The organism is Enterobacter cloacae complex sp. CARB60 (assembly GCF_036487345.1).
In the GTDB taxonomy this organism is placed as follows: domain Bacteria; phylum Pseudomonadota; class Gammaproteobacteria; order Enterobacterales; family Enterobacteriaceae; genus Enterobacter; species Enterobacter asburiae_D.
Genome location: NZ_JAZKLC010000002.1, coordinates 1,731,680 through 1,753,652, shown reverse-complemented (window position 1 = coordinate 1,753,652; position 21,973 = coordinate 1,731,680). Strand labels below are relative to the sequence as shown.

21 protein-coding genes and 3 tRNA genes are annotated in these 21,973 nt (G+C 49.9%); 9 read left to right on the top strand and 15 right to left on the bottom strand.

What is annotated here, in order from left to right:
• Position 1 precedes the first annotated feature (1 nt).
• From livM to V4835_RS09345, 5 genes are all read left to right on the top strand, one after another.
• Complete coding sequence (livM, locus tag V4835_RS09365; protein WP_331414107.1) at positions 2-1,276, top strand: high-affinity branched-chain amino acid ABC transporter permease LivM; 1,275 nt, start codon at positions 2-4, stop codon at positions 1,274-1,276.
• Entirely contained in the window at positions 1,273-2,148 is an 876-nt protein-coding gene (locus tag V4835_RS09360; protein ID WP_331412012.1) for an ABC transporter ATP-binding protein, read from the top strand. Before livM ends, V4835_RS09360 begins: the two co-directional genes overlap by 4 nt.
• A complete protein-coding gene (locus V4835_RS09355; RefSeq protein ID WP_059312425.1) occupies positions 2,145-2,861 on the top strand; it encodes an ABC transporter ATP-binding protein in 717 nt (238 codons plus the stop codon). The genes V4835_RS09360 and V4835_RS09355 overlap by 4 nt, the downstream gene beginning before the upstream one ends.
• A gap of 619 nt (positions 2,862-3,480) precedes the next feature.
• Positions 3,481-5,304, top strand: coding sequence for an acyltransferase family protein (locus V4835_RS09350; protein WP_331412011.1), 1,824 nt, complete (start codon positions 3,481-3,483; stop codon positions 5,302-5,304).
• A gap of 243 nt (positions 5,305-5,547) precedes the next feature.
• Positions 5,548-6,675 carry an acyltransferase family protein gene (locus V4835_RS09345; RefSeq protein WP_331412010.1) on the top strand — a complete coding sequence of 376 codons (1,128 nt, stop codon included), beginning with the start codon at positions 5,548-5,550 and terminating at the stop codon, positions 6,673-6,675.
• Between the two features lie 417 nt (positions 6,676-7,092).
• Here the strand turns inward: V4835_RS09345 and V4835_RS09340 are convergent.
• The 6 genes from V4835_RS09340 to uvrY form a co-directional block, all read right to left on the bottom strand.
• Positions 7,093-7,179 (bottom strand) — tRNA-Leu (locus V4835_RS09340).
• A gap of 11 nt (positions 7,180-7,190) precedes the next feature.
• Positions 7,191-7,264, bottom strand: a tRNA-Cys gene (locus tag V4835_RS09335).
• A gap of 46 nt (positions 7,265-7,310) precedes the next feature.
• Positions 7,311-7,386, bottom strand: a tRNA-Gly gene (locus V4835_RS09330).
• Between the two features lie 152 nt (positions 7,387-7,538).
• Complete coding sequence (gene pgsA / locus V4835_RS09325; RefSeq protein WP_023312285.1) at positions 7,539-8,087, bottom strand: CDP-diacylglycerol--glycerol-3-phosphate 3-phosphatidyltransferase; 549 nt, start codon at positions 8,085-8,087, stop codon at positions 7,539-7,541.
• 56 nt (positions 8,088-8,143) lie between these two features.
• On the bottom strand, positions 8,144-9,976 hold the full coding sequence (gene uvrC / locus V4835_RS09320; protein WP_063143667.1) for an excinuclease ABC subunit UvrC: 1,833 nt from the start codon (positions 9,974-9,976) through the stop codon (positions 8,144-8,146).
• The gene (gene uvrY, locus V4835_RS09315; RefSeq protein WP_028019574.1) at positions 9,973-10,629 is read right to left on the bottom strand and encodes a UvrY/SirA/GacA family response regulator transcription factor; all 657 of its coding nucleotides are present in this window, start codon (positions 10,627-10,629) and stop codon (positions 9,973-9,975) included. Before uvrY ends, uvrC begins: the two co-directional genes overlap by 4 nt.
• 467 nt (positions 10,630-11,096) lie before the next feature.
• Between uvrY and V4835_RS09310 the strand changes: the two genes are divergently transcribed.
• The gene (locus V4835_RS09310) at positions 11,097-11,321 is read left to right on the top strand and encodes a DUF2594 family protein (protein WP_008500345.1); all 225 of its coding nucleotides are present in this window, start codon (positions 11,097-11,099) and stop codon (positions 11,319-11,321) included.
• A 66-nt stretch (positions 11,322-11,387) separates the two neighbouring features.
• Here V4835_RS09310 and sdiA read toward each other — a convergent pair whose 3' ends face one another.
• The 9 genes from sdiA to V4835_RS09265 all read right to left on the bottom strand — a co-directional run bounded on the left by sdiA (position 11,388) and on the right by V4835_RS09265 (position 19,298).
• Positions 11,388-12,110, bottom strand: a complete 723-nt coding sequence (gene sdiA, locus V4835_RS09305) for a transcriptional regulator SdiA (protein ID WP_063143666.1) — start codon at positions 12,108-12,110, stop codon at positions 11,388-11,390.
• A gap of 221 nt (positions 12,111-12,331) precedes the next feature.
• Entirely contained in the window at positions 12,332-13,084 is a 753-nt protein-coding gene (gene tcyN, locus V4835_RS09300; protein WP_032658641.1) for an L-cystine ABC transporter ATP-binding protein TcyN, read from the bottom strand.
• Positions 13,081-13,749: a cystine ABC transporter permease gene (tcyL, locus tag V4835_RS09295; RefSeq protein WP_063143665.1), complete on the bottom strand. Its 669-nt coding sequence runs from the start codon at positions 13,747-13,749 to the stop codon at positions 13,081-13,083. The genes tcyN and tcyL overlap by 4 nt, the downstream gene beginning before the upstream one ends.
• Positions 13,750-13,770: 21 nt before the next feature.
• Positions 13,771-14,757 (bottom strand): D-cysteine desulfhydrase, encoded by a 987-nt coding sequence (gene dcyD, locus V4835_RS09290; RefSeq protein WP_045326856.1) that lies wholly within the window; start codon positions 14,755-14,757, stop codon positions 13,771-13,773.
• 106 nt (positions 14,758-14,863) lie between these two features.
• Positions 14,864-15,664 carry a cystine ABC transporter substrate-binding protein gene (gene tcyJ / locus V4835_RS09285; protein ID WP_023336163.1) on the bottom strand — a complete coding sequence of 267 codons (801 nt, stop codon included), beginning with the start codon at positions 15,662-15,664 and terminating at the stop codon, positions 14,864-14,866.
• 86 nt (positions 15,665-15,750) lie between these two features.
• On the bottom strand, positions 15,751-16,302 hold the full coding sequence (fliZ, locus tag V4835_RS09280) for a flagella biosynthesis regulatory protein FliZ (protein WP_063143663.1): 552 nt from the start codon (positions 16,300-16,302) through the stop codon (positions 15,751-15,753).
• Positions 16,303-16,356: 54 nt separating this feature from the next.
• Positions 16,357-17,076: an RNA polymerase sigma factor FliA gene (locus V4835_RS09275; RefSeq protein ID WP_014170714.1), complete on the bottom strand. Its 720-nt coding sequence runs from the start codon at positions 17,074-17,076 to the stop codon at positions 16,357-16,359.
• Between the two features lie 129 nt (positions 17,077-17,205).
• Positions 17,206-18,411 (bottom strand): flagellin lysine-N-methylase, encoded by a 1,206-nt coding sequence (fliB, locus tag V4835_RS09270; protein ID WP_331412009.1) that lies wholly within the window; start codon positions 18,409-18,411, stop codon positions 17,206-17,208.
• Positions 18,412-18,473: 62 nt separating this feature from the next.
• Complete coding sequence (locus V4835_RS09265) at positions 18,474-19,298, bottom strand: flagellin N-terminal helical domain-containing protein (protein ID WP_331412008.1); 825 nt, start codon at positions 19,296-19,298, stop codon at positions 18,474-18,476.
• A gap of 401 nt (positions 19,299-19,699) precedes the next feature.
• Here V4835_RS09265 and fliD point away from each other — a divergent pair, with 401 nt between their 5' ends.
• Genes fliD through fliT form a run of 3 tightly spaced genes read left to right on the top strand, consistent with a single transcriptional unit; the run spans position 19,700 to position 21,931 of the window.
• Complete coding sequence (gene fliD / locus V4835_RS09260; protein WP_331412007.1) at positions 19,700-21,124, top strand: flagellar filament capping protein FliD; 1,425 nt, start codon at positions 19,700-19,702, stop codon at positions 21,122-21,124.
• A gap of 21 nt (positions 21,125-21,145) precedes the next feature.
• Positions 21,146-21,550, top strand: a complete 405-nt coding sequence (gene fliS / locus V4835_RS09255) for a flagellar export chaperone FliS (protein ID WP_331412006.1) — start codon at positions 21,146-21,148, stop codon at positions 21,548-21,550.
• Positions 21,551-21,556: 6 nt separating this feature from the next.
• On the top strand, positions 21,557-21,931 hold the full coding sequence (fliT, locus tag V4835_RS09250) for a flagella biosynthesis regulatory protein FliT (RefSeq protein ID WP_331412005.1): 375 nt from the start codon (positions 21,557-21,559) through the stop codon (positions 21,929-21,931).
• Positions 21,932-21,973 lie beyond the last annotated feature (42 nt).

The following is a 21,973-nucleotide window of genomic DNA, read 5'->3' as shown; positions in this document are numbered from 1 at the left end:
GATGACATCACACGGTTTTTCACTTAAACGCTGCATTCTGGACGCGATTTTTTCCGGGCTGATAGCGCTGATTATCTTCGGCCCCATAGCGGGCGTGGTACTGGACGGGTACAGCTTTAACTTCGCCGGGCAGCGGCTGGCCTGGATGGTTGGCATCGTCATGCTCGGGCGTTTTCTGTTGAGCGCCTTTTTAGGTACCGCTGCGGGCGCCCGTTTCCAGGCGCGCTTCGAAGCCGATAGCGCGGGCGTATATGTCCGGCCACCGGAATACAAAAGCCGCATGCGCTGGATTATTCCTCTGGTGATTACCCTTGCGATTTGCTTTCCGTTTGTCGCCACTAAATATGTGCTGACCGTCGCCATTCTCGGGCTGATCTACGTGCTTCTTGGTCTGGGGCTGAATATCGTCGTGGGTCTGGCCGGCCTGCTGGACCTGGGGTATGTCGCATTCTACGCGATTGGAGCGTACGGACTGGCGCTGGGATACCAGTATCTCGGCTTAGGCTTCTGGAGCATGCTGCCGCTGGCGGCAATCATGGCCGCCGCCGCAGGTGCCCTGCTCGGTTTCCCGGTACTGCGCATGCACGGTGACTATCTGGCCATCGTCACCCTCGGGTTCGGGGAGATCATTCGCCTGATACTGAACAACTGGCTGACCTTCACCGGCGGCCCAAACGGCGTGTCGGCCCCTCCCCCCACCTTTTTCGGTCTGGAATTTGGGCGACGAGCGAAAGAAGGCGGCGTGCCCTTCCACGAATTTTTCCACCTGACTTACAACCCGAACATGAAGTTTATTTTTATCTACGCGGTGCTGTTCCTGGTGGTGATGCTGGTGCTCTATATCAAGCACCGCCTGACGCGGATGCCGATTGGTCGGGCGTGGGAAGCCCTGCGTGAAGACGAAATAGCCTGCCGCTCAATGGGGTTAAATCATGTTCTGGTTAAGCTGTCGGCCTTTACGCTGGGCGCGTCGACCGCGGGCATTGCCGGGGTGTTCTTCGCCACCTATCAGGGGTTCGTGAATCCAACCTCCTTTACCTTTTTTGAGTCGGCGCTGATCCTCGCCATTGTGGTGCTGGGTGGTATGGGTTCTACGCTTGGCGTGGTGCTGGCCGCCTTTGTGCTCACGGTAACGCCGGAGCTGCTGCGCAGTTTTGCCGAGTACCGCGTTCTGCTGTTCGGCATGCTCATGGTGGTGATGATGATCTGGCGTCCACGCGGTTTGATCCGCATTAACCGCAGCGGGTTTGCCGTGCGTAAGGGCATCGCGCCATGAACGGAACGATATTACGCGTTGAACATCTGATGATGCATTTCGGCGGGATTAAGGCGCTAAACGACGTCAACCTGGACGTGCAGCGTGGCTCAATTACCGCCCTGATTGGGCCAAACGGGGCGGGAAAAACCACCGTGTTTAACTGCCTGACGGGCTTCTACAGAGCCTCCGGCGGCAACATTTTATTTAATACCCGCAATAAAACGACCAACGTTATTCAGGTCCTCGGACAAAAATTCCAGCCGGGCGACTGGATTAACCCCGCACAGTTCGGGCAGCGTCTGTTCTACAAAATGTTTGGCGGAACGCATCTGGTCAACCGCGCAGGGCTGGCGCGCACGTTTCAAAATATCCGTCTTTTTCGCGAAATGTCGGTCGTGGAAAACCTGCTTGTCGCGCAGCATATGCGCGTTAACCGCAATTTGCTCGCCGGGATCTTAAATACGCCGGCATACCGGCGGGCGGAAAGCGATGCCCTGGACAGGGCCTTCTACTGGCTGGAAGTGGTGGATCTGGTGGACTGCGCCAATCGCCTCGCGGGAGAGATGTCGTACGGCCAGCAGCGGCGTCTGGAAATTGCGCGGGCAATGTGCACCGGGCCGGAAATGATCTGTCTGGATGAACCCGCAGCCGGGCTGAACCCGGTTGAAACGCACAAGCTGAGCAGCATTATTCGCTTTCTGCGGGATCGCCATGACATCACGGTATTACTGATTGAGCATGATATGGGGATGGTGATGGAGATTTCGGACGACATTATCGTGCTCGACCACGGCGATGTTATTGCCAGAGGAAAACCCGAACAGATCCAGCATGATGAAAAGGTCATTGCCGCCTATCTGGGCACGGATGAAAGCGAGGTCACCCTATGAGCGAACCGCTGCTGGCATTTCGCGAGGTGGACGTGTTTTACGGCGTCATTCAGGCGCTGAAGCAGGTCTCCCTCGAGGTCAATAAAGGGGAAACCGTGGCGCTGATTGGCGCAAACGGCGCGGGTAAATCGACATTGCTGATGTCCATCTTTGGCCAGCCCCGCATCCGCAACGGGCAGATCCTTTTCGGTGGTGAAGATATCAGCCATAAATCCACCCACTACGTCGCGTCCGGCGGCATTGCGCAGGCGCCGGAAGGCCGACGAATCTTCCCGGATATGACCGTTGAAGAGAACCTGCTGATGGGGACCATCCCCATCGGCAGCCAGTTTGCCGCTGACGATATGCAAACCATGTTTGACCTGTTCCCTCGCCTCAAGGAGCGGCGCAAGCAGCGCGCGATGACCATGTCCGGCGGGGAACAGCAGATGCTGGCGATCGCCCGGGCGCTGATGAGCCGTCCGAAGCTGCTGCTGCTGGATGAACCGAGCCTGGGCTTAGCCCCGATTGTGGTGAAACAGATCTTCCAGACGCTGCGCGAGCTGGCCCGTAACGGCATGACCATCTTTCTGGTGGAGCAGAATGCGCATCACGCGTTGAAGCTTTCCGATCGCGGGTATGTGATGGTTAACGGGCAGATCCGGCTGAGCGGCAGCGGCGAGGAGCTGCTGGGGAATCAGGAGGTGAGGAAGGCTTATTTAGGCGGGGTGTGATTTGAAATAAATGTATCGCGAAAATCATTTTTCACATGAATAACAATGAGTTATTAACATACGATAACGTTTATCTTTGCATTATGAGCGCATCCATTGGAAGCATAGCGACGAAAACATACTCTTTTCTAGAGAACAATCCCCCAAAGGAAACCTTTTCCGCCGGGAAGAGTACTCTATCGTCAACCGCACGCCAGGAGAAAGGAATACAAGCCTTAACGATTTGTAAAAATTACAGAAAGCAGTTCAGATCGCAATCTTTAGTATGCTCTTTATCGGGAAGTTGAACGAATTGATGATTATTCGTTTAGTGGTAAGGTCGAGCGTGGACCATTTTGCCTGCACCCCGCAGTGTCATAACGGAAACAGAGACTGATGTAATTCTATAGTTTCGTTATCCGACTACCTGATCCTCTGGAGGACACTCGTTAAATCGCCATCAGTCATGGTTACAGCCCAGCTGAGTCTGTTTGGCACAATCTTGATGAGTAAAATTTAGTGATCTGCATCGATATGATTGATGTTATACGTTAAGTATGGATGACGAATTTTATAAAAACGTCTATTATCCATCATATTAATTTTGCCATGAACGGCACTTTGGAATGATGGTTAAGAAATGAGCTATAAAAAATTCAGGCTCGATATAAACTGTTTAAGAGCCTTTGCAGTGCTAAGTGTTGTGCTGTATCACTTCGGTGTGCCCTATGTATCAGGTGGTTTTATAGGAGTCGATGTCTTCTTTGTGATCTCAGGTTTTCTTATGACTGGAATCGTTCTTGAACGAGTAGATCACAAAGGTGTGCTTGACTTTTATATTGCAAGATTTCTGAGAATTGTACCTGCTCTGGTATTTGTAATTCTCGTGCTAATGATTTTAGGTTTGTTTATTTTAAGCACGAGCGAATATGAAATACTTAGCAAAAACGCAACGGCATCATTACTTTTTTATTCAAATAAATATTATGCCACTCATTCAAGTTACTTTGACTCATCGTCAGAAAGTAATTTTCTCCTTCACACATGGTCTTTGTCTGTAGAGTGGCAATTCTATCTTCTTTTCCCTATTATTGTAATCCTCATAAAAAAAGTCAGACTTCCATTAATACCTTCACTTGTCTTTTTATGGATAGTATCATTTATTACAATGATCTTACTATCAAATCATAATCAAACAGATGTTTTTTATTCGTTTTCAACACGTGCATGGGAGATGATATCTGGCGGTTTTGTCTATGCGCACGGTGCTTCAAAAACACAAGATAAAAAAAGACCCGTACTAGCCTATTTTGGTATAACATTAATAATAATTTCAATATTCGCTCTATACAGCAAAGACTTGTGGCCTAGTGCGTATACATTATTACCAGTACTTGGTGCTGCCATATTCATAATGGCTAACAATCAGGAATCGAGATTTATAAGGAATGGAACACTCCAGTTCATAGGTAAAATATCATATTCGTGGTATCTATGGCATTGGCCTGTGATAGTCCTAATGCGATATTATAATTTGAGTTTCAATGTAGTTAATACGTTGCTCGGAGTTTCTGCATCATTATGTTTTGCATTAATATCATTTAACCTTATAGAGATTCCATTTAAAAATAGAAGTAAAATCCGTGCTAATTTTATCTGGAGCTTATCCTTAGTAACAGCATGCGTGTTTGTGTCTTTTAATCATGGTATGAGCTTCAGATTTAATGGTGAAATGAAAGATATCGTGAATTTTAGATTCAATAACAAAAACTGGCGCCCTGGCACATGCTTCCTTAATCCTGACCAGGATTATAAACAATTTGATAAATGTCCTGACAAAATGACTAGCAATTCAGTTGTTGTTTGGGGTGACTCTCATGCAGCTCATCTCATGCCAGGACTTCATACCGATTATGAGGGCGTTAATTTTACACAAAGAACGTCGAGTCTTTGTGGTCCTCTAGTTGGCGCAGAAAACAGTCAAAGACCATTTTGTAAGAACATAAACACGAATGTTTTGAACGAAATAATCAGAACCAAACCAAGGCTTGTAGTTTTGTCAGCATTTTGGTCTCAGTATCCATTCGAAAAATATTTAGCTGACACACTAAAAATATTACATGAATCAGGAATTCGCACTATTGTGATTGGTCCATTCCCTTTCTGGCAGGAGCCCCTGCCGAAGGAGATTGAGACAAATGGTCTTAATACACAAAGAACGCTTCCTGTTGAGCTTCTGGAAAGCAAGAAAAATCTTTTTGAGAATGAAATGAAGCTCAAGGAAATTATTACTCAAAGCGGCAACGCTAAGTTTATTTCCGCATTAAATACATTGTGCAACCATGCCACGTGCAAAGCGACAGTTGGGGATTCTCCTGTAAAGCCAATGCAATGGGATAATGCGCATCTGACGGACTCAGGCTCAGTGTGGTTTGTAAATAAAATCAAGAATGAACTAAATTAAATAATACTTAGGCCATCATCTGATGGCCTTTTGTCAACCGGCTGTGGCGACCAGCGTCAGATACGCCAGCTCCGCTCCAGCGTGGGGGAAGATTGTATGGTAGGCTGATAGCGTATAGTGGCAAAGTCTCGAAATATCCTAAGTCAACTCCATAACAGAATCTAACTAAATTACTGCATATTAAATTACACATGTTACAATCATAGCATCACAATTATTTTTAAACGTTATAAGTGATTACGAATGAGCGAAAATCAACAAAAGATATATTTTATCGAGGTACTTAGAGGTTTAGCCTCTCTTCTTGTAGTTGGTTATCATATTGCTGGTGTACTTATAGGTGCATATGATTTCTGGCCGGGGATGGGCAGAGATCTATTTAAGAATGGTAACATTGGCGTGGATATCTTTTTTATAATTAGTGGGTTTATAATCTGTTATGCTACGCAAAAGAAAGAAGCTCACTATAGATCTAGCTTTGTGATCAGGCGGTTTTTCAGGATATATCCGCTCTTTTTTATATGCCTGACAGTTGCCTGGCTAACCTACAATTCAGGTTATGATTATACAAAGTACCTGCATTCAGCAACGTTAATGCAAAATGATTACGCCAGCAGAGCACCATTCTACGGGTATAACATGCTTTACCCTGCATGGACTATCGCATACGAGGTAATGTTTTATTTTGTATTTTTTGTTGGCATGTGCTTCAGCCATAAATATCGTTCAATAATATCAATCTGTTCTCTGGCGCTACTGATGTGTATCATACAGTATACGTTCAAAGGTGAAATCTCATTATACGGAGGTTTTTCACCTTACAGTGAACAAATGGGCGTCTTGACACCAGCTCTCACATTACTTGGGTCACCATTAATGATTGAGTTTGTAATAGGCATGATTTGCTTCCATATGTATAACACTAAACTAATAACCACTAATAAGTTAGTGTCATATACTTTCTTAATGGCTTGTATTATTACATTAACCTTATTGTATTTCTTAGATACCAATATGCATGGATTAACGGAGAAAGGCATTGTTGCGGCATTAATTTTTGTCACTCTGATGTTTTCTGAGATGTCAGGATATAAGATAAATCTAAGAATCACAAAGTTCTTTTCTGATATTTCTTATTCACTTTACCTAACTCACGCAATGGTTTTAAAGTATTACATAAACTACTTACATTCAATAGGTGAAAGTAATTACCCTAAAGGATTGTTATCATTTTTGACAATATATATAGCGTGTATCTTTGTTGCATATATTGCACATATTACTATTGAGCGTTGGTTTATAACCACCGGAAAATTATTAATTTCAAAAATGAAGGGTAGAACATCAAAGGCTAGCCCCCTCAACGTATGAGGGTGCTTACGCTTAAAACGCTGAGTTATCCCTAATAACCGGAGAAGTAGCACTAGAAATGTTTACACCATTGATAGTGCTTCTCCAATGAGTTCCTGTAACAGTATGGCCGATACCACCTACCAGAAGAACCTCGCATCCCGCACTGCCTGATGCATTATTGCTTCGAATTATATTCGGCTCGCCCTGAAGAGAAACAGGCAATTCCGGTCATAAAACCCGCGACAAACAGCAATTTATGACATGAAAGAAAAAGTAGTACCAGTTGTGGGAGAGCATAAAAACTGATTAGGTATGCGTTCGCGGAAACATCATTTTCACACGCATCCCAGGGAAGGCAAATTTCAGGCAATAAAAAACCACCTTTCGGTGGTTTATACGACACTGCTTATCATTGATTTTATTCTACTTTTCCCATGGTAGCCGGAGTGGGACTTGAACCCACACAGCGCGAACGCCGAGGGATTTTAAATCCCTTGTGTCTACCGATTCCACCATCCGGCCAGGGAAGAAAATGGAGGCGCGTTCCGGAGTCGAACCGGACTAGACGGATTTGCAATCCGCTACATAACCGCTTTGCTAACGCGCCGTAAAACTTTTCAAACTGACACCCGCAACTGCGTATGTCTTTAATCTGGAGCGGGAAACGAGACTCGAACTCGCGACCCCGACCTTGGCAAGGTCGTGCTCTACCAACTGAGCTATTCCCGCATGTCATCAAGCAAACGTCTAACCACTTGATTTCACTATCGTCCGGCTTGCTGTGCCGCCGTTCGATGCGTTGCATTCTACTGATATGACGTTATGAGTCAACGTTATTTTTCGCATCCCCGGATCGTTTGCTGAAAAATACGGCGAAACGATCACTGATCAAGCAAATCCCCGCGCGCAGCGTTCAAATATTGCAGCATGGACCACAGCGTCAGCACTGCCGCCACCCACAGCAGACCAATTCCCGCCCATTCAACCCAGGCGTTTGGACGCCAGAGCATCCAGACCAGCGCTGCCATCTGCGCGGTGGTTTTGACTTTACCAATCCAGGAAACCGCCACGCTGCTGCGTTTCCCCAGCTCCGCCATCCACTCGCGCAGTGCAGAGATGATGATCTCACGGCCGATCATAGTTGCCGCAGGCAGCGTCACCCACCAGGTATGATAGTGCTCGGCCACCAGCACCATCGCGATAGCAACCATCACTTTGTCTGCCACCGGATCGAGGAAGGCACCGAAACGGGTGCTTTGATTCCAGCGGCGGGCCAGATAGCCATCAAACCAGTCGGTGACCGCCGCGATCAGAAAGAGCAATGCGCAGGCGAAAGGTGCCCAGACGACCGGCAGGTAAAACGCCAGTACAAAGAACGGGATGAGTACAACACGAAAGAGAGTGAGCAACGTAGGGATATTAAATTGCATAATGACGGTAACTGTTTGTTGTCAGTAAAATTTAGCTCTATGTTGCTACAGAGCCCTCAATGTTTCAACGAGTAGTAGATCTTTTCTGCCAGCCCTTGCGAAATACCCGGCACTTTTGCAATTTCCTCCATGCTGGCGTTGAGTAATCCTTGCAATCCGCCCATATATTTCAGCAGCATCTGGCGACGCTTTGGTCCCACGCCTTCAATCGTTTCCAGACTACTGGTATTTTTCACCTTCGCCCGTTTTTTGCGGTGACCGCTGATGGCGTGATCGTGCGATTCATCGCGAATATGCTGGATGACGTGCAGCGCCGGGGAATCAGGCGGCAGGCTGAAGCCCTCACCTTCCGGCTCGAAGAACAATGTCTCCAGACCAGCCTTACGATCGGCCCCTTTTGCGACGCCCAGCAGCAGCGGATGGTTTTTATCCCAGCTGACATCAAGCGATTCAAATACCGCTTTCGCCTGGCCGAGCTGCCCTTTCCCACCGTCAATCAGGATCACATCCGGGATCTTGCTCTCTTCTATGGCTTTACCATAGCGACGACGCAGAACCTGATTCATGGCCGCATAGTCATCGCCCGGCGTGATCCCGGTGATATTATAGCGGCGATACTCGGCGCGCAGTGGGCCATTCGCATCAAACACCACGCAGGACGCCACCGTCTGTTCCCCCATCGTATGACTGATGTCGAAACACTCCATCCGCTTCACTTCCGGCAGCTTCAGCAGCGTCGCCAGGGCCGTTAAACGCTGGTGCACCGTCGACTGCTGCGACAGCTTAGTGGTGAGTGCCGTCGCCGCGTTGGTTCGCGCCAGCTTCAGATAACGCGCACGATCGCCGCGCGGTTTGGTTTGTACATTGACCCGACGGCCCGCCAGTTCTGAGAGCGAATCGGCCAGCAGGGTTTTATCGTCAAGATTAAAATCGAGCAGGATCTCAGAAGGCAGCGTGCGCATCTGGCTCCCCTGCAGATAGAACTGGCCGACAAAGGTTTCCACCACTTCACCCAGCTCGGTGCCGCCGGGCACTTTCGGGAAATAGCTGCGGCTGCCGAGCACTTTGCCCTGGCGAATAAACAGCACGTGCACGCAGGCCATCCCGGCGTCAAAGGCCACGCCGATGACGTCGAGATCGTCACCGGTATTCGAGACAAACTGTTTCTCAGTGACTCTGCGCACCGCCTGGATTTGGTCACGGATCCGCGCGGCCTCTTCAAACTCGAGTGCGGCGCTAGCTTTTTCCATCCGCGCGATCAGCTGCGTTAAGACCTGATCGTCTTTTCCGGCTAAGAACAGGCGCACATAATCCACCTGCTGGGCATACTCTTCTTCACTCACCAGCCCGGCCACGCAGGGGCCCAGGCAGCGTCCGATCTGGTACTGCAGGCACGGGCGCGAGCGGTTACGGTAAACGCTGTTCTCACACTGGCGAATCGGGAAGATTTTTTGCAGCAGCGCCAGCGTTTCACGCACGGCATAGCCGTTAGGGAACGGCCCGAAATATTCGCCCTTCGCATGTTTTGCACCGCGGTGCATGGCGAGGCGCGGATGGGTGTCGCCGCTCAGAAAAATAAACGGGTAGGATTTATCATCACGCAACAGGACGTTATAGCGCGGCTGGTAGAGCTTTATATAGTTGTGCTCAAGCAGCAGCGCTTCTGTCTCAGTGTGCGTGACGGTGACATCAATATTCTGAATGAGTGAGACCAGCGCTTCGGTCTTCCGGGAGGCCAGGTTGCTGCGAAAATAGCTGGAGAGGCGTTTTTTAAGATCTTTTGCCTTCCCTACGTAGATAACCGTACCGCCAGCGTCATACATGCGATAGACGCCAGGCTGGCTGGTTACGGTTTTCAGAAATGCTTTTGAATCGAACACATCACTCACTGACTTAACAACGTCTCCGCATTACACAAACCATGCCGGATGGCCAGATGCGTCAGTTCGACGTCACCATGAATGTTCAGTTTACTGAACATACGGTAACGATAGCTGTTCACCGTTTTCGGGCTGAGATTCAGCTGTTCCGAGATCTCATTCACCTTCTGACCTTTGGTGATCATCAGCATAATCTGCAATTCACGCTCAGACAAACTCGCAAACGGTGATTCGTTTTTCTCGGGCTCAATCTGACTCAGCGCCATTTGCTGAGCGATGTCGGAAGCAATGTAGCGCTGTCCGGCAAACACGGAACGGATTGCATTAACGACTTCCTGCGGTGCAGCACCTTTACTCAGGTAGCCCGCTGCGCCCGCCTGCATCACTTTCGCGGGCAGTGGGTTTTCGGTATGCACGGTCAGCATGATGACTTTTGTATCGACAAAGGTACGCGCGATTTTGCGTGTCGCTTCAAGACCACCGATACCGGGCATGTTCATATCCATCAGTACCACATCGGCCGAGTTTGTGCGGCACCATTTTACCGCATCTTCCCCACAGCACGCCTCACCGGCAACTTTAATACCTTTAATATCTTCAAGAATGCGTCGTATCCCTGCGCGCACCAGTTCGTGGTCATCAACAAGAAGGACGTTGATCAAAGGAAATGTCTCCAGAATAGGGATAACGCTACTGAGTGATAATTTGGTTTATATTAACGGTTTTCCTCACAAGATTAAAACGTTAAAAAACCGGCTATTCGATTTCGCTCTCGTTTTTGGAAATTAGGCTGTACAGTCCGTGGAAAGAGAGCCCGTGCATACAGGGCTTTTGCAGCTTTTTTTAAGCATCTGTATTCAAAAAGTTACAAAAATCGTGCAGGCATTCCCTGCAAAAAAAACAGTTCTCAACTTTTTGTAACAATAATTAACGGCAAGCGAACCGGGCATAAACAATTAATAGCCTATAACAGCGGTTCAGTTTACCGGTTCGTTCTGTTTACGCTATTAAACATCCGCGTAAAAGTACGAAAAACAACCGCTGCATTTTTTGTGACAGCTTGTGGTATACTCCGCCGCCTTGACTTTCGTCGTCGCGTTTTAGCGCCGTTAAATAATGAGGAAAATAAATGAGCACACCTGAATTTGCCACTGCGGAGAATAACCAGGAACTGGCACAGGAAGTAAACTGCCTGAAAGCGCTGCTGACGCTGATGCTGCAGGCGATGGGCCAGGCGGATGCCGGTCGTGTGATCATTAAAATGGAAAAACAAATCGCGGAGATGGAGGACCAGGCTGAATCTGCAGTATTTGCAAACACCGTTAAGCAAATCAAACAAGCCTACCGCCAGTAACAAAAAACGGCTGGATGCGGTGCATTCAGCCGTTCGCTCGTCTGTCACGCAGAACGTATTATCCCGTCAGATCAGTCCCGTTGCCGCCGCGTAGCATGCGATCTGGGTTTTGTTGGGCGCATTGAATTTCTTCTGCATATTTTTCTGATGGAAGTTAACGGTATTCTCGGAGATGGAGAGAATGATCGCTATTTCCGCAGACGTCTTCCCTTCCGCAGTCCATTTCAGAATTTCGCGTTCGCGTTTGCTGAATTTCATTTCGGGTGGCATGACCATCTGATCTTCAAAACGCATCAGAGAAGTTAAGGCCATTTGTACCAGCATTTGCAGCCGCAATTCTATTTCCTCACGGGCAAACGGTCCTTCCAGTACACTAGTACGAGAAACCGACAGGAAGCCGAGCGCATGATTAGGCAGCATCAGACACTGCGTTATTCCCGCGCGTAAACCGTGGTCCTGTGCGCTATGCCATAATTCCTGCGCGTCAGCGAATAATGCATCGGTCCAGGGTAAATGACCCTGAATGAAATTCTCCGGTTTTAAGACGGGATCAATAGCGAAATAGTTCGCGGATTGATATTGCGCCATCCACTGCTTTGGATAAGTGGTATGCACAGCGATCTTAGGCCGGGTAAATGGCACGGGATGGCGCACGCAGAGCGCGTAATAATCAAATTCAAGCGTCTGAGTTTGTCGCTGTAGTTCCTGATATACCTCGTCGGCACAGGTCAATTCCTGAAACCGGAGGGAGCAATCCCGTCGCCAGGTGAAAAAGTCTGAATCCTTCATACTTACTAAATGAAGCCTCTGAAAAGATAATCATTATTATGGTGAATATAACCTAACACATAAAACTTTTTTCTAACTACAAAATATCGGCAATAGCACAATTAACTTTACTATCGATAAGGTTTATCCGAGCTGGATGGAATAAAAAAACACAGGACGGCGCGCAGGGGGAGAATAATTTGCTCCAGGCTAAATTTCTGGAGCAAATTAGTGCAAAAATTCTACTGCATCAGGAATTTTTCAAGGAACTGACGGGTTCGCGGCTGTTGAGGATTCGCGAACAGGCTTTTCGCCGGTCCCTGCTCCACAATCCGCCCCTGATCCATGAAGATGGCTCGGTCAGCAACGTCGCGTGCAAAGCTCATCTCATGGGTCACGATCACCATCGTCCGTTTTTCCTGCGCCAGCTGGCGAATGGTGTTCAGCACCTCGCCCACCAGTTCCGGATCGAGCGCAGAGGTCGGTTCATCAAAAAGGATCACGTCCGGGCGCATCGCCAGCGCGCGCGCTATCGCCACGCGCTGCTGTTGCCCTCCCGACAGGCGGCGCGGATAGCTGGTCTCTTTCCCCGCCAGCCCGACTTTAGCGAGCAGTTCGCGCGCGCGCGCCGTTGCGTCCTCTTTCGATTCACCTTTTACAATGACCGGCCCTTCAATAATGTTCTCCAGCACCGTACGGTGCGGGAAGAGATTGAAGTTCTGGAAAACAAAGCCAACGTGCTGGCGCAGGCGGCGAATCAACCCTTTCTGCTGGCTGATGGATTTTCCGGTATCAATCGTTATATCCCCTACCCGGATGGTGCCGCCTTCCGGCTGTTCAAGCAGATTAATACTGCGCAGCAGCGTCGTCTTTCCCGAACCGCTCGGTCCGATAATCGCCACCACTTCGCCCTGCTCGACTTCAAGATCGATCCCGTGGAGCACCGTTTGACCGTGGAATTTTTTCACCAGGTTTTTGACGTCGATAGCACTCATTTTGGATCACGCTCCTGGCGGTTAAGCTGGTTTTCGAAGTAGTTTTGCAGGGCAGACAGCACCGTCGCCATCACCCAGTAAATCAGCGAGGCGGCCAGGTACATGGTAAAGACTTCAAGCGTGCGCGAAGTAATGAGCTGCGCCTGACGGAATAGCTCCGGCACCTGAATCGTTGCCGCCAGGGAAGTATCTTTCACCAGGCTGATGAAGCTGTTGCTCAGCGGCGGAAGCGCCACGCGCGCCGCCTGCGGCAGAATGGCCCGTCGCAGCGTCTGCCAGGGGGTCATCCCGATACTGGCCGCCGCCTCCCACTGCCCTTTGTCAATGGAGGAGATGGCCGCGCGCAGGGTTTCGGAGGTGTACGCCGCGGTATTGAGCGACAGACCAATCATCGCTGCGGGGATCGGATCCAGCTCGATACCAAACTGCGGTAAGCCGTAGTAGATCATAAAGAGCTGGGCGATAAGCGGCGTGCCGCGAAACACGGAGATATAAAAGCGTGCCAGCCAGCGTACCGGCAGGACGGGTGACATGCGCATTAAGGCCAGCACAAATCCCAGCACCAGCCCGAAGAACATCCCGCCAATACTGAGCTGTAACGTAAATACCGCACCTTTCAGCAGAAACGGCAGAGAATCAATAACCAGTTGAATACTTTCTTGCATTATTATTTTTCGACCTGATTTTTAGACATGAGGATGGTAGGCAAACAGCGCAGGCGCCCCGCCGGTATGGACAAATAAAATCGGCCCTTCATCCTTAAAGCGTTTCTGCGCAATGCCGTCAATCAGTCCGGCCATCGCTTTACCCGTATACACCGGATCGAGCAGTATGCCCTCGAGGCGCGCCAGCAGCTTCACCGCTTCCATGCCCTCTTCGTTAGGCGTACCGTAACCCGGCGCAAAATAGTCATCCCAGAGCAGAATATCGGCCTTTGCCTTCAGCTCAAGCTGCTCGGCTACCGCCTGCTGTAAAGTGACCACTTTCGGCTTCTGATCCGCGACGCTGCGGGACACCGTCACGCCAATCAGCTCGACGTCCGGCAGCAGTTGCTCCAGCCCTACCGCCAGCCCGGCATGCGTGCCTGCACTGCCGGATGCGACAACCACGGAGGAGAGGCTCACCGCGCCCTCGCACTGCTGCGCGATTTCCAGCGCACTTTCCACATACCCCAGCGCGCCCAGCGCGTTCGAACCGCCGACGGGGATAACATAGGGGCGGAACCCCTGCGCTTCCAGACGCGTCGCCAGCTCGTCGAGCTGGGCGGTCGGATCGGTCAACGCATCCACCATTTCGACCTGTACATTAAACAGGTCCAGCAGCAGGCGGTTACCGTTGGTGAGATAGTTTTCTGCCCGCGTGCCAATCGGGTTTTCCAGCAATGCCACGCAGTGGAGCCCGAGCTTTGCCGCCACCGCCGCCGTCTGACGAACGTGGTTGGACTGGATTGCACCGGCAGTAATAAGCGTATCCGCGCCTTCGCGCAGTGCGTCAGCCGCCAGGAACTCCAGCTTGCGCAGCTTATTGCCCCCCATCGCCATCGGCGTCACGTCATCACGCTTAATAAAAATATCGCGCCCTAAATAATCAGAAAATCGCGGCAGGTACTCCAGCGGCGTCGGCGCGCCGATAAACTCCAGGCGGGGAAAGCGCGTTAAATTCTGTAGTGACATGGGTTCTCCGGTAACTCTGACAAAATGTGATATTTTTCATTATGCACGCAGACGCGAAAGAAATAAAAAAGGCGCTTTTAAAAGCGCCTTTTTTTACGTCAGAAACTTATTTCGTGACGTCTGCACCGAACCACTTCTCGGAGAGCGCTTTCAGGCTTCCGTCTTTTTGCATGTCAGCAATCGCGGAATCAATCGCTTTGACCAGGTCTTCGTTGCCTTTACGAACGGCCACGCCTGATTCCTGACGAGAGAACGCATCACCCGCTACGGCCAGGGTATTGTTGGTTTTCTTCACCAGATCCAGCGCTGCCAGGCGGTCAACCAGAATGGCGTCGATACGGCCCACGCGCAGATCCTGGTATTTCGTCGGGTCATCATCGTAGGTGCGGATATCCACGCCCTGCACGTTCTGGCGCAGCCACTCTTCGTAGTTGGTACCCAAACCGACACCGACTTTCTTCCCTTTCAGGTCCGCGGCAGTTTTAATCCCGCCTTCGTTGCCTTTCTTCACCAGCGCCTGAATACCGGACACGGTGTACGGCGTAGAGAAGTCATATTTCTTCTTACGCTCGTCAGAAATGGTCACCTGATTAATCACCACATCAATACGTTTGGAATCCAGCGACGCCAGCATACCGTCCCATTTGGTCGGTTTCAGGGACGCTTTCACGCCGAGGTGCTTCGCCAGCTCTTCAGCAAACTCCACTTCAAAACCGGTCAGCTTACCGTCATCGCCCTGGAAGCTGAACGGAGGATACGTTCCTTCCAGCCCGACCAGCAGCGTACCGCGCTCTTTTACTTTATTCAGCAGGTTTTCTGCGGCGAACGTTTTCACGCTCATGCCCGCAACCAGCGCAACGGCCATAACACCCATCAGCGCCTGACGACCCAGAAGTGCAAATTTCATAAATACCCCGATATAGTGGAATTTTTACGTAGTGTAGAGAAATCGCCTGCAACGTCAAAGGCGACTGCGCTACATCTTATTCTTTTTTAATATATATCAGAAGTTGTTCCGGCGTGGGCTTTCTGCTTTATGGCACCCGGCATTTGTACCTTGTATTGCGCATACTTGCGCAGCGCAATTCGGTAGTTGTTGGTGCTGGTCGCAGGCAGCCACGGCTCCAGATTTTCATCCAGATAACCGGTCTTGAGCAGATCGCGGGAAATATTGTTTACGGTCAGATGCTGCCCAAGGCGACGCAGGCGAACCACATATTCGCGAACGGTGCCGTGGCTCATCTCCGTTTGTTCAAACAGGAATTGCTTGAAGCCGATAATGTCGAAGAAGTCGCTTTGCTCTTTGCAGTGGAGATCGCCACAGAAACGGCAAAGCGCCACCCACTCTTTTTGCTCTTCGAGCCATGCTGATTCGTCCATCAACGTGTCGAGACGCGAAATCGCAATCTTATTGACGATTTCGCCCCGGCGAACCAGCGTGATACGATCGAGTAACTTGTTACAGTGGGCGCAATGCGTCTGGCTGTGTTTAAAGTCTTTCAGGTAGCGGCTTAAAGGCCGTCTTTTAGATTGCTGCACCGTCATGATAACTCCTGGTTGTCAATACGTTGTGCGGCATTTTTCAGGTGAATCAATCACCTATAACTTACCCAGCTTGGTTCGTAAGCGTTTAATGGCCTGGCTGTGCAGCTGGCTCACCCGCGACTCTCCCACCTCCAGAACAGCGCCAATCTCTTTGAGGTTAAGCTCTTCCTGGTAATAAAGGGTCAATACCAGCTGTTCGCGTTCAGGCAGAGCTTCGATAGCCTCCATGACGCGCTGGCGTAAATTCCCTTCCATTAAATGGTGTAACGGGTTTTCCTGCTGGTGCTCATCCGTCACCAGCTCGATGCTATCGCCATGCTCTTCTCGCCACTCGTCATAAGAGAAGAGTTGGCTATTATTGGTATCGAGCAACATCTGACGATACTCTTCAACAGCAATGCCAAGACGTTCCGCCACTTCGGTTTCCGTTGCGTTACGTCCCAGTTCCTGTTCCAGCTGCCCCATCGCATGCGCCACTTCGCGCGCGTTGCGGCGAACACTGCGCGGCACCCAGTCGCGGCTGCGCAGCTCGTCCAGCATCGCACCACGAATACGCTGAACTGCGTAAGTCGTAAATGCCGTTCCTTGCAGAGCGTCGTATCGGTCAACTGCATTCAATAACCCGATACCGCCCGCCTGTAGCAGATCGTCGAGTTCCACGCTCGCCGGCAAGCGCACCTGGAGGCGCAATGCTTCGTGACGCACCAGCGGGACATAACGCTGCCACAGCGAGTGTTTATCCATTACACCTTCAGCGGTATAGAGTGAATTCACGATAAACAGCCCTGCGTTAGTTGAGTTATCGGCATGATTATCCGATTCTGCAGGGCGTTCAATTGGATGAAAAAGGGGGATAAAGTGAGGTTATTCTGAGGTTGCCCACAACAGGGGCAACTTTTCTGCCTAAATTAACAGTTGTAACAATGAAAGATCGTCGCCGAGTTTGACGCTATCTATATGTTGATGAAAGAGCTTTCCCGCTTCCTGATTATGCTGGCTAAGGGAGTGGAAGCTGTAAATAACATCAATGATATTATCTTGTTCAATTTTTCCCGCCACGAGAGCCTGACCGGCGAGTAACGTTTTAAGGAAATAGAACTCCGCGGCGATTAAATAAAGGTTATTCAACATGCTGCGGCCATTGTTCTGCGGGAAGCCCTGCTCCCACAGTTTGTATTTAAAAAAGTTCTTAAATAAATGATCGTTGGTCGCCAGGTAACTGCCCGCCACATCTCGCCAGACGGACTCGATGTTCTCCATGACCTTCTCTGCCGGAACGGTGTCACCAGCAGACTCAAACTGTTGATAAAGCTGAGTGAAATAACGGTTTAATACCGCACCGCCGCGGGCTGTCGCTTTCTTCGTAAAGTAGCTCTGAATGAGCGAAATTAACGCGAATTTCAGGCTGTAGTTCTGATTAAACCCGCCTAATTCCGTTTTGATTTTACCGCTCACCAGTTCGTTAACCAGCGAGAAATAGACCGTTTCGAGCGTGCCGATATTCTCTTCAAGATTATCGAGTTTTTCAGCCACCATGAGGAATTTCACCACGGCGTAAACCTGTTCTTCAACGCTGACCGCCTCAACGCTGAAAATATTCTGGCAGAAGAGATTGATGACCTTTGCCTTCAAATCAATCATCGGCGCATTATTGACGTCCTGCTGGACGCTGATGGATTCCATCATCGACATAGACTCCCGATCGTTCAACAGAAGTCGGGTCACTTCCGGACACGAGAGGTTCAGCGATTTTTCGATTTCATTTTTATAGACCCGGTTTGTCCGTGGAAAGGACGAACAGGTTGGGCTTAAGGCCTGGGCGCCCATGGCGCTATGAATAGAACAGAGTTTTTCCGTATCCATAAACGGGCAGTTTTTACTTTCCGTATGGAAAATCACTTCGCCCCAGTGGCCATACTGTTTTTTGGTGACTTTTATTGCCGTTTTCGCCGTATGACGGATGGCGGTATTTTTACTGTTCAGATAGCGATTAACGGAGGATTTATCAAACGCGATGGTCCAGCCCTGACAACAATGTTCACGGCATTCCCCACCGACACATGAAAAATCTGCGACCAGCTTTGGTTGAGTGACACTGATTTGTTTCACAGGCGGATTCTCAAATAGCAGAGATAAAAAAACCCCGCCGAAGCGGGGTTTCACGCGTAAAATTAACGCAGCAGAGACAGAACGGTCTGTGGAACCTGGTTTGCCTGAGACAGAACAGAAGTACCAGCCTGCTGCAGGATCTGCGCGCGGGACATGTTGGAAACTTCAGTTGCGTAGTCAGCGTCCTGGATACGGGACTGAGCAGCAGACAGGTTGTTAGAGGTGTTGTTCAGGTTGTTGATTGCAGAAGTGAAGCGGTTCTGCACAGCACCAAGGCCAGAACGAGCGGTATCAACTTTAGCGATAGCTTTGTCGATGGTGTCCAGATCGGTAGCGCCCATAGTTTTCAGGTCGATTGCGTTCACGCCCAGAGTGGTAGAGTCAGCTTTAGCGCCGCTCAGGTCCAGGTTGATGGTGTCGCCGTCGTTCACGCCAACCTGAATTTTAACCACACCAGCAGTACCTGCAGTGCCGTCCAGCAGTTTGATGCCGTTGAAGTCAGTTTTGCCCGCAACGCGGTCGATTTCAGCCAGACGAGCGGTAACTTCATCCTGCAGAGAGGCCAGGTCAGATGCGCTGTTGGTGCCGTTGCTTGCCTGAACAGCCAGTTCACGAACGCGCTGCAAGTTGCTGTTGATTTCGTTCAGGGAACCTTCAGCAGTCTGCGCCATGGAGATACCGTCGTTGGCGTTACGTGCTGCCTGAGTCATGCCTTTAATCTGAGCGGTCATGCGGTTTGCAATCGCCTGGCCAGCAGCATCGTCTTTCGCGCTGTTAATACGCAGACCTGAAGACAGACGCTCAATAGCAGTGCCCAGAGAAGACTGAGATTTGTTCAGGTTGTTCTGAGTGGTCAGGGACAACAGGTTAGTATTGATAACTGCCATAATTTTGTTTCCTTCAAAAATTGGGTTTTAGGTCCGGTGCCTAACACTCACAGCGTCTCTCACCGTCAACAAGGTTATCGACGGGTCCCCAAAAGACTTTAGAATCAATTTTGAAAAAATTACAACACATTGATTATTAATAGTTTTATTTTTAAAAATCAATTAAGGTTCACGAGAGTTTTATTATTTACGCTTTTTTAACGCACAATAGAGATGACAAAAAAGGCACACACTTATTCGTGTTTTCAAGGCACTGATAATGGCCCTAAAGTGCAATCCTTTCATTTACCCCGCCAGGACGCGTCTATTCTTTGGATTATTTTTTTCTCGCCATCGTAAACTTTTACGCTGAGAGGCCGATAAGAGTCCTGAACTACTTTCGTATTTTAAGGAAAATATGCATGGCTACTATCAGTAACCTCGGGATAGGTTCTGCAGGACTCGGGGATTTATATAATCAGTTGGAAGCGGCAGAGAAAACCAAGCTGACGACGATTACTTCCCAGCAATCAACGTATAACGCACAGTTAAGCGCTTACGGCAAGCTGCAGAGCGCCATGACATCGCTGCAGACTGCGACCGCTGCACTGGGCAAAGCAACCACCTGGAACTCAACGTCCGTTAGCAGCACCAACACGGCCTTTACTGCCACAACAACGGCTGACGCGTCCGTGGGTTCCTTTGTTGTCAACGTTAACCAGGTTGCAAAGGCACAGGCACTCACTACCGGCTCCTATGCAAACAACACGGATCTGCTGGGCGATACGACAGGTACAACGCGTAAAATCACCATCACCCAGCCGGGCACGAAAACACCTTTAGAGGTCACTCTGGCGGATGACGATACGTCTCTGGCAGGGATTGCAAGCGCCATTAATAAAGCCAACGGCAACGTCACCGCCAGCGTCATTAAAGCGAAAGACGGTGATTACCGCCTGATGCTGTCATCTAAAACCACCGGTACGGATGGTGCGATGACGGTAAGCGTTACCGGCGATGCCAAGCTGCAAAGCGCAATTGGCTACGATTCCGGCACCAAAACGGGCGCGCTGACGGTGAACACCGACGCGCAGAACGCGATTGTAGTGGTGAACAACATCTCCATCGAGCGCCAGTCGAATACCATTACCGATGCGCTGCCTGGAGTTACCTTCTCGCTGAAAGCCGAAAGCAAAGCGGACGAAACGCTTGAGGTTACACGCGCAACGGATGCTAACCAGAAGGCGGTCACGGACTGGGTTACTGCATACAACTCTCTGCAGTCCACCATTAACAGCCTGACTAAATATGTTGCAGTAGATGCAGGTTCGGGCAGCCAGTCCACCAGCAACGGCGCGCTGGTCGGTGATGCGAACGTGCGCGGGATCCAGTCTCAGCTGCGCGGCCTGCTGACCGAAGTGCAGACCGGCTCCGTTCAGATCATGGCACAGCTGGGTATTACCCAGGACCCGGTAAAAGGTTCGGACGGTACCGTCGGTAACCTGAAAGTCGATACGGATAAGCTGAAAAAAGCGCTGACCGACAACCCGAACGCCGTACAGCAGTATTTTGTCGGTGACGGAAAGAAAACCGGTATGGCGACTCAGATGAACAACACGCTGACCAACATGCTCAGCACCAGTACCGGCAGCGCCGGGGTGATCCAGAACGCGAAAGACGGGATCAACAAAACGCTGAAATCACTGGGTGAACGTTACGATGCCATGGATGCCCAAATCGAAGCCACCATGGCGCGTTACAAAACCCAGTTCACCAGTCTGGACGTATTAGTCACCAAAATGACCAGCACGGCCAACTACCTGACCCAACAGTTCTCACAAAAGTAGTCGTAGCCTTCAGGAGTGGATATGTATAAGACCTCTGGTGTTCAATCCTATCAGCAGATAGGAGTAGAAAGCGCAGTCATGAATGCCAGTCCACACCAGCTGATTGTCATGTTGTTCGACGGGGCGCATAGCGCCCTTGTTCGCGCGCGTTTGTTCATGGAAGCCGGACAAATTCGTGAGAAGGGCGAAGCCTTATCCAAAGCCATTAACATCATCGACAACGGTTTAAAAGCAGGACTGAACATGGAGGTTGAGAGCGAGTTGTCCGATAATCTTGCCTCCTTGTACGAATATATGGTTCGACGTTTGTTGCTGGCGAATGTCAGTAACGACGTAGACGCAATTGTTGAAGTCGAGGGTTTATTAAACAACATTGCGGATGCGTGGAAGCAAATTGGCCCCAATGCGTCCTCTATTTCAGGATAATTTTTGATGAATAATCCCAGCGCAGCGCTTAGCCACTGGCAGGCGTTACATGCTCAGAGCATTGCTATGCTAAATCTCGCTCATTCTGGTCAATGGGATGCGCTTATCGAGCAGGAAATGCATTACGTACAACTGGTGGAAAGGATTTCTCAAACGCCCATCATGTCATGCCCTCCGGCTCAGGTTGAGCAAGCGCGTGCGCTGCTGGAAATGATCCTCGACAATGAGAATGCGCTAAAGGCGCTGCTGAAAGTCCGCATGGACGAACTGCGCAGCCTGATTGATCAAACCGGTAAACAGCAATCCATCACGTCTACCTATGGAAAGCTGTCAGGGAATATTCTTTATCCAGAAAGTTTTACCCGCGACACACAACTATGATTTCTTCATCCATACTCCAGAAGTCTGTCAATGGCTTCTGGA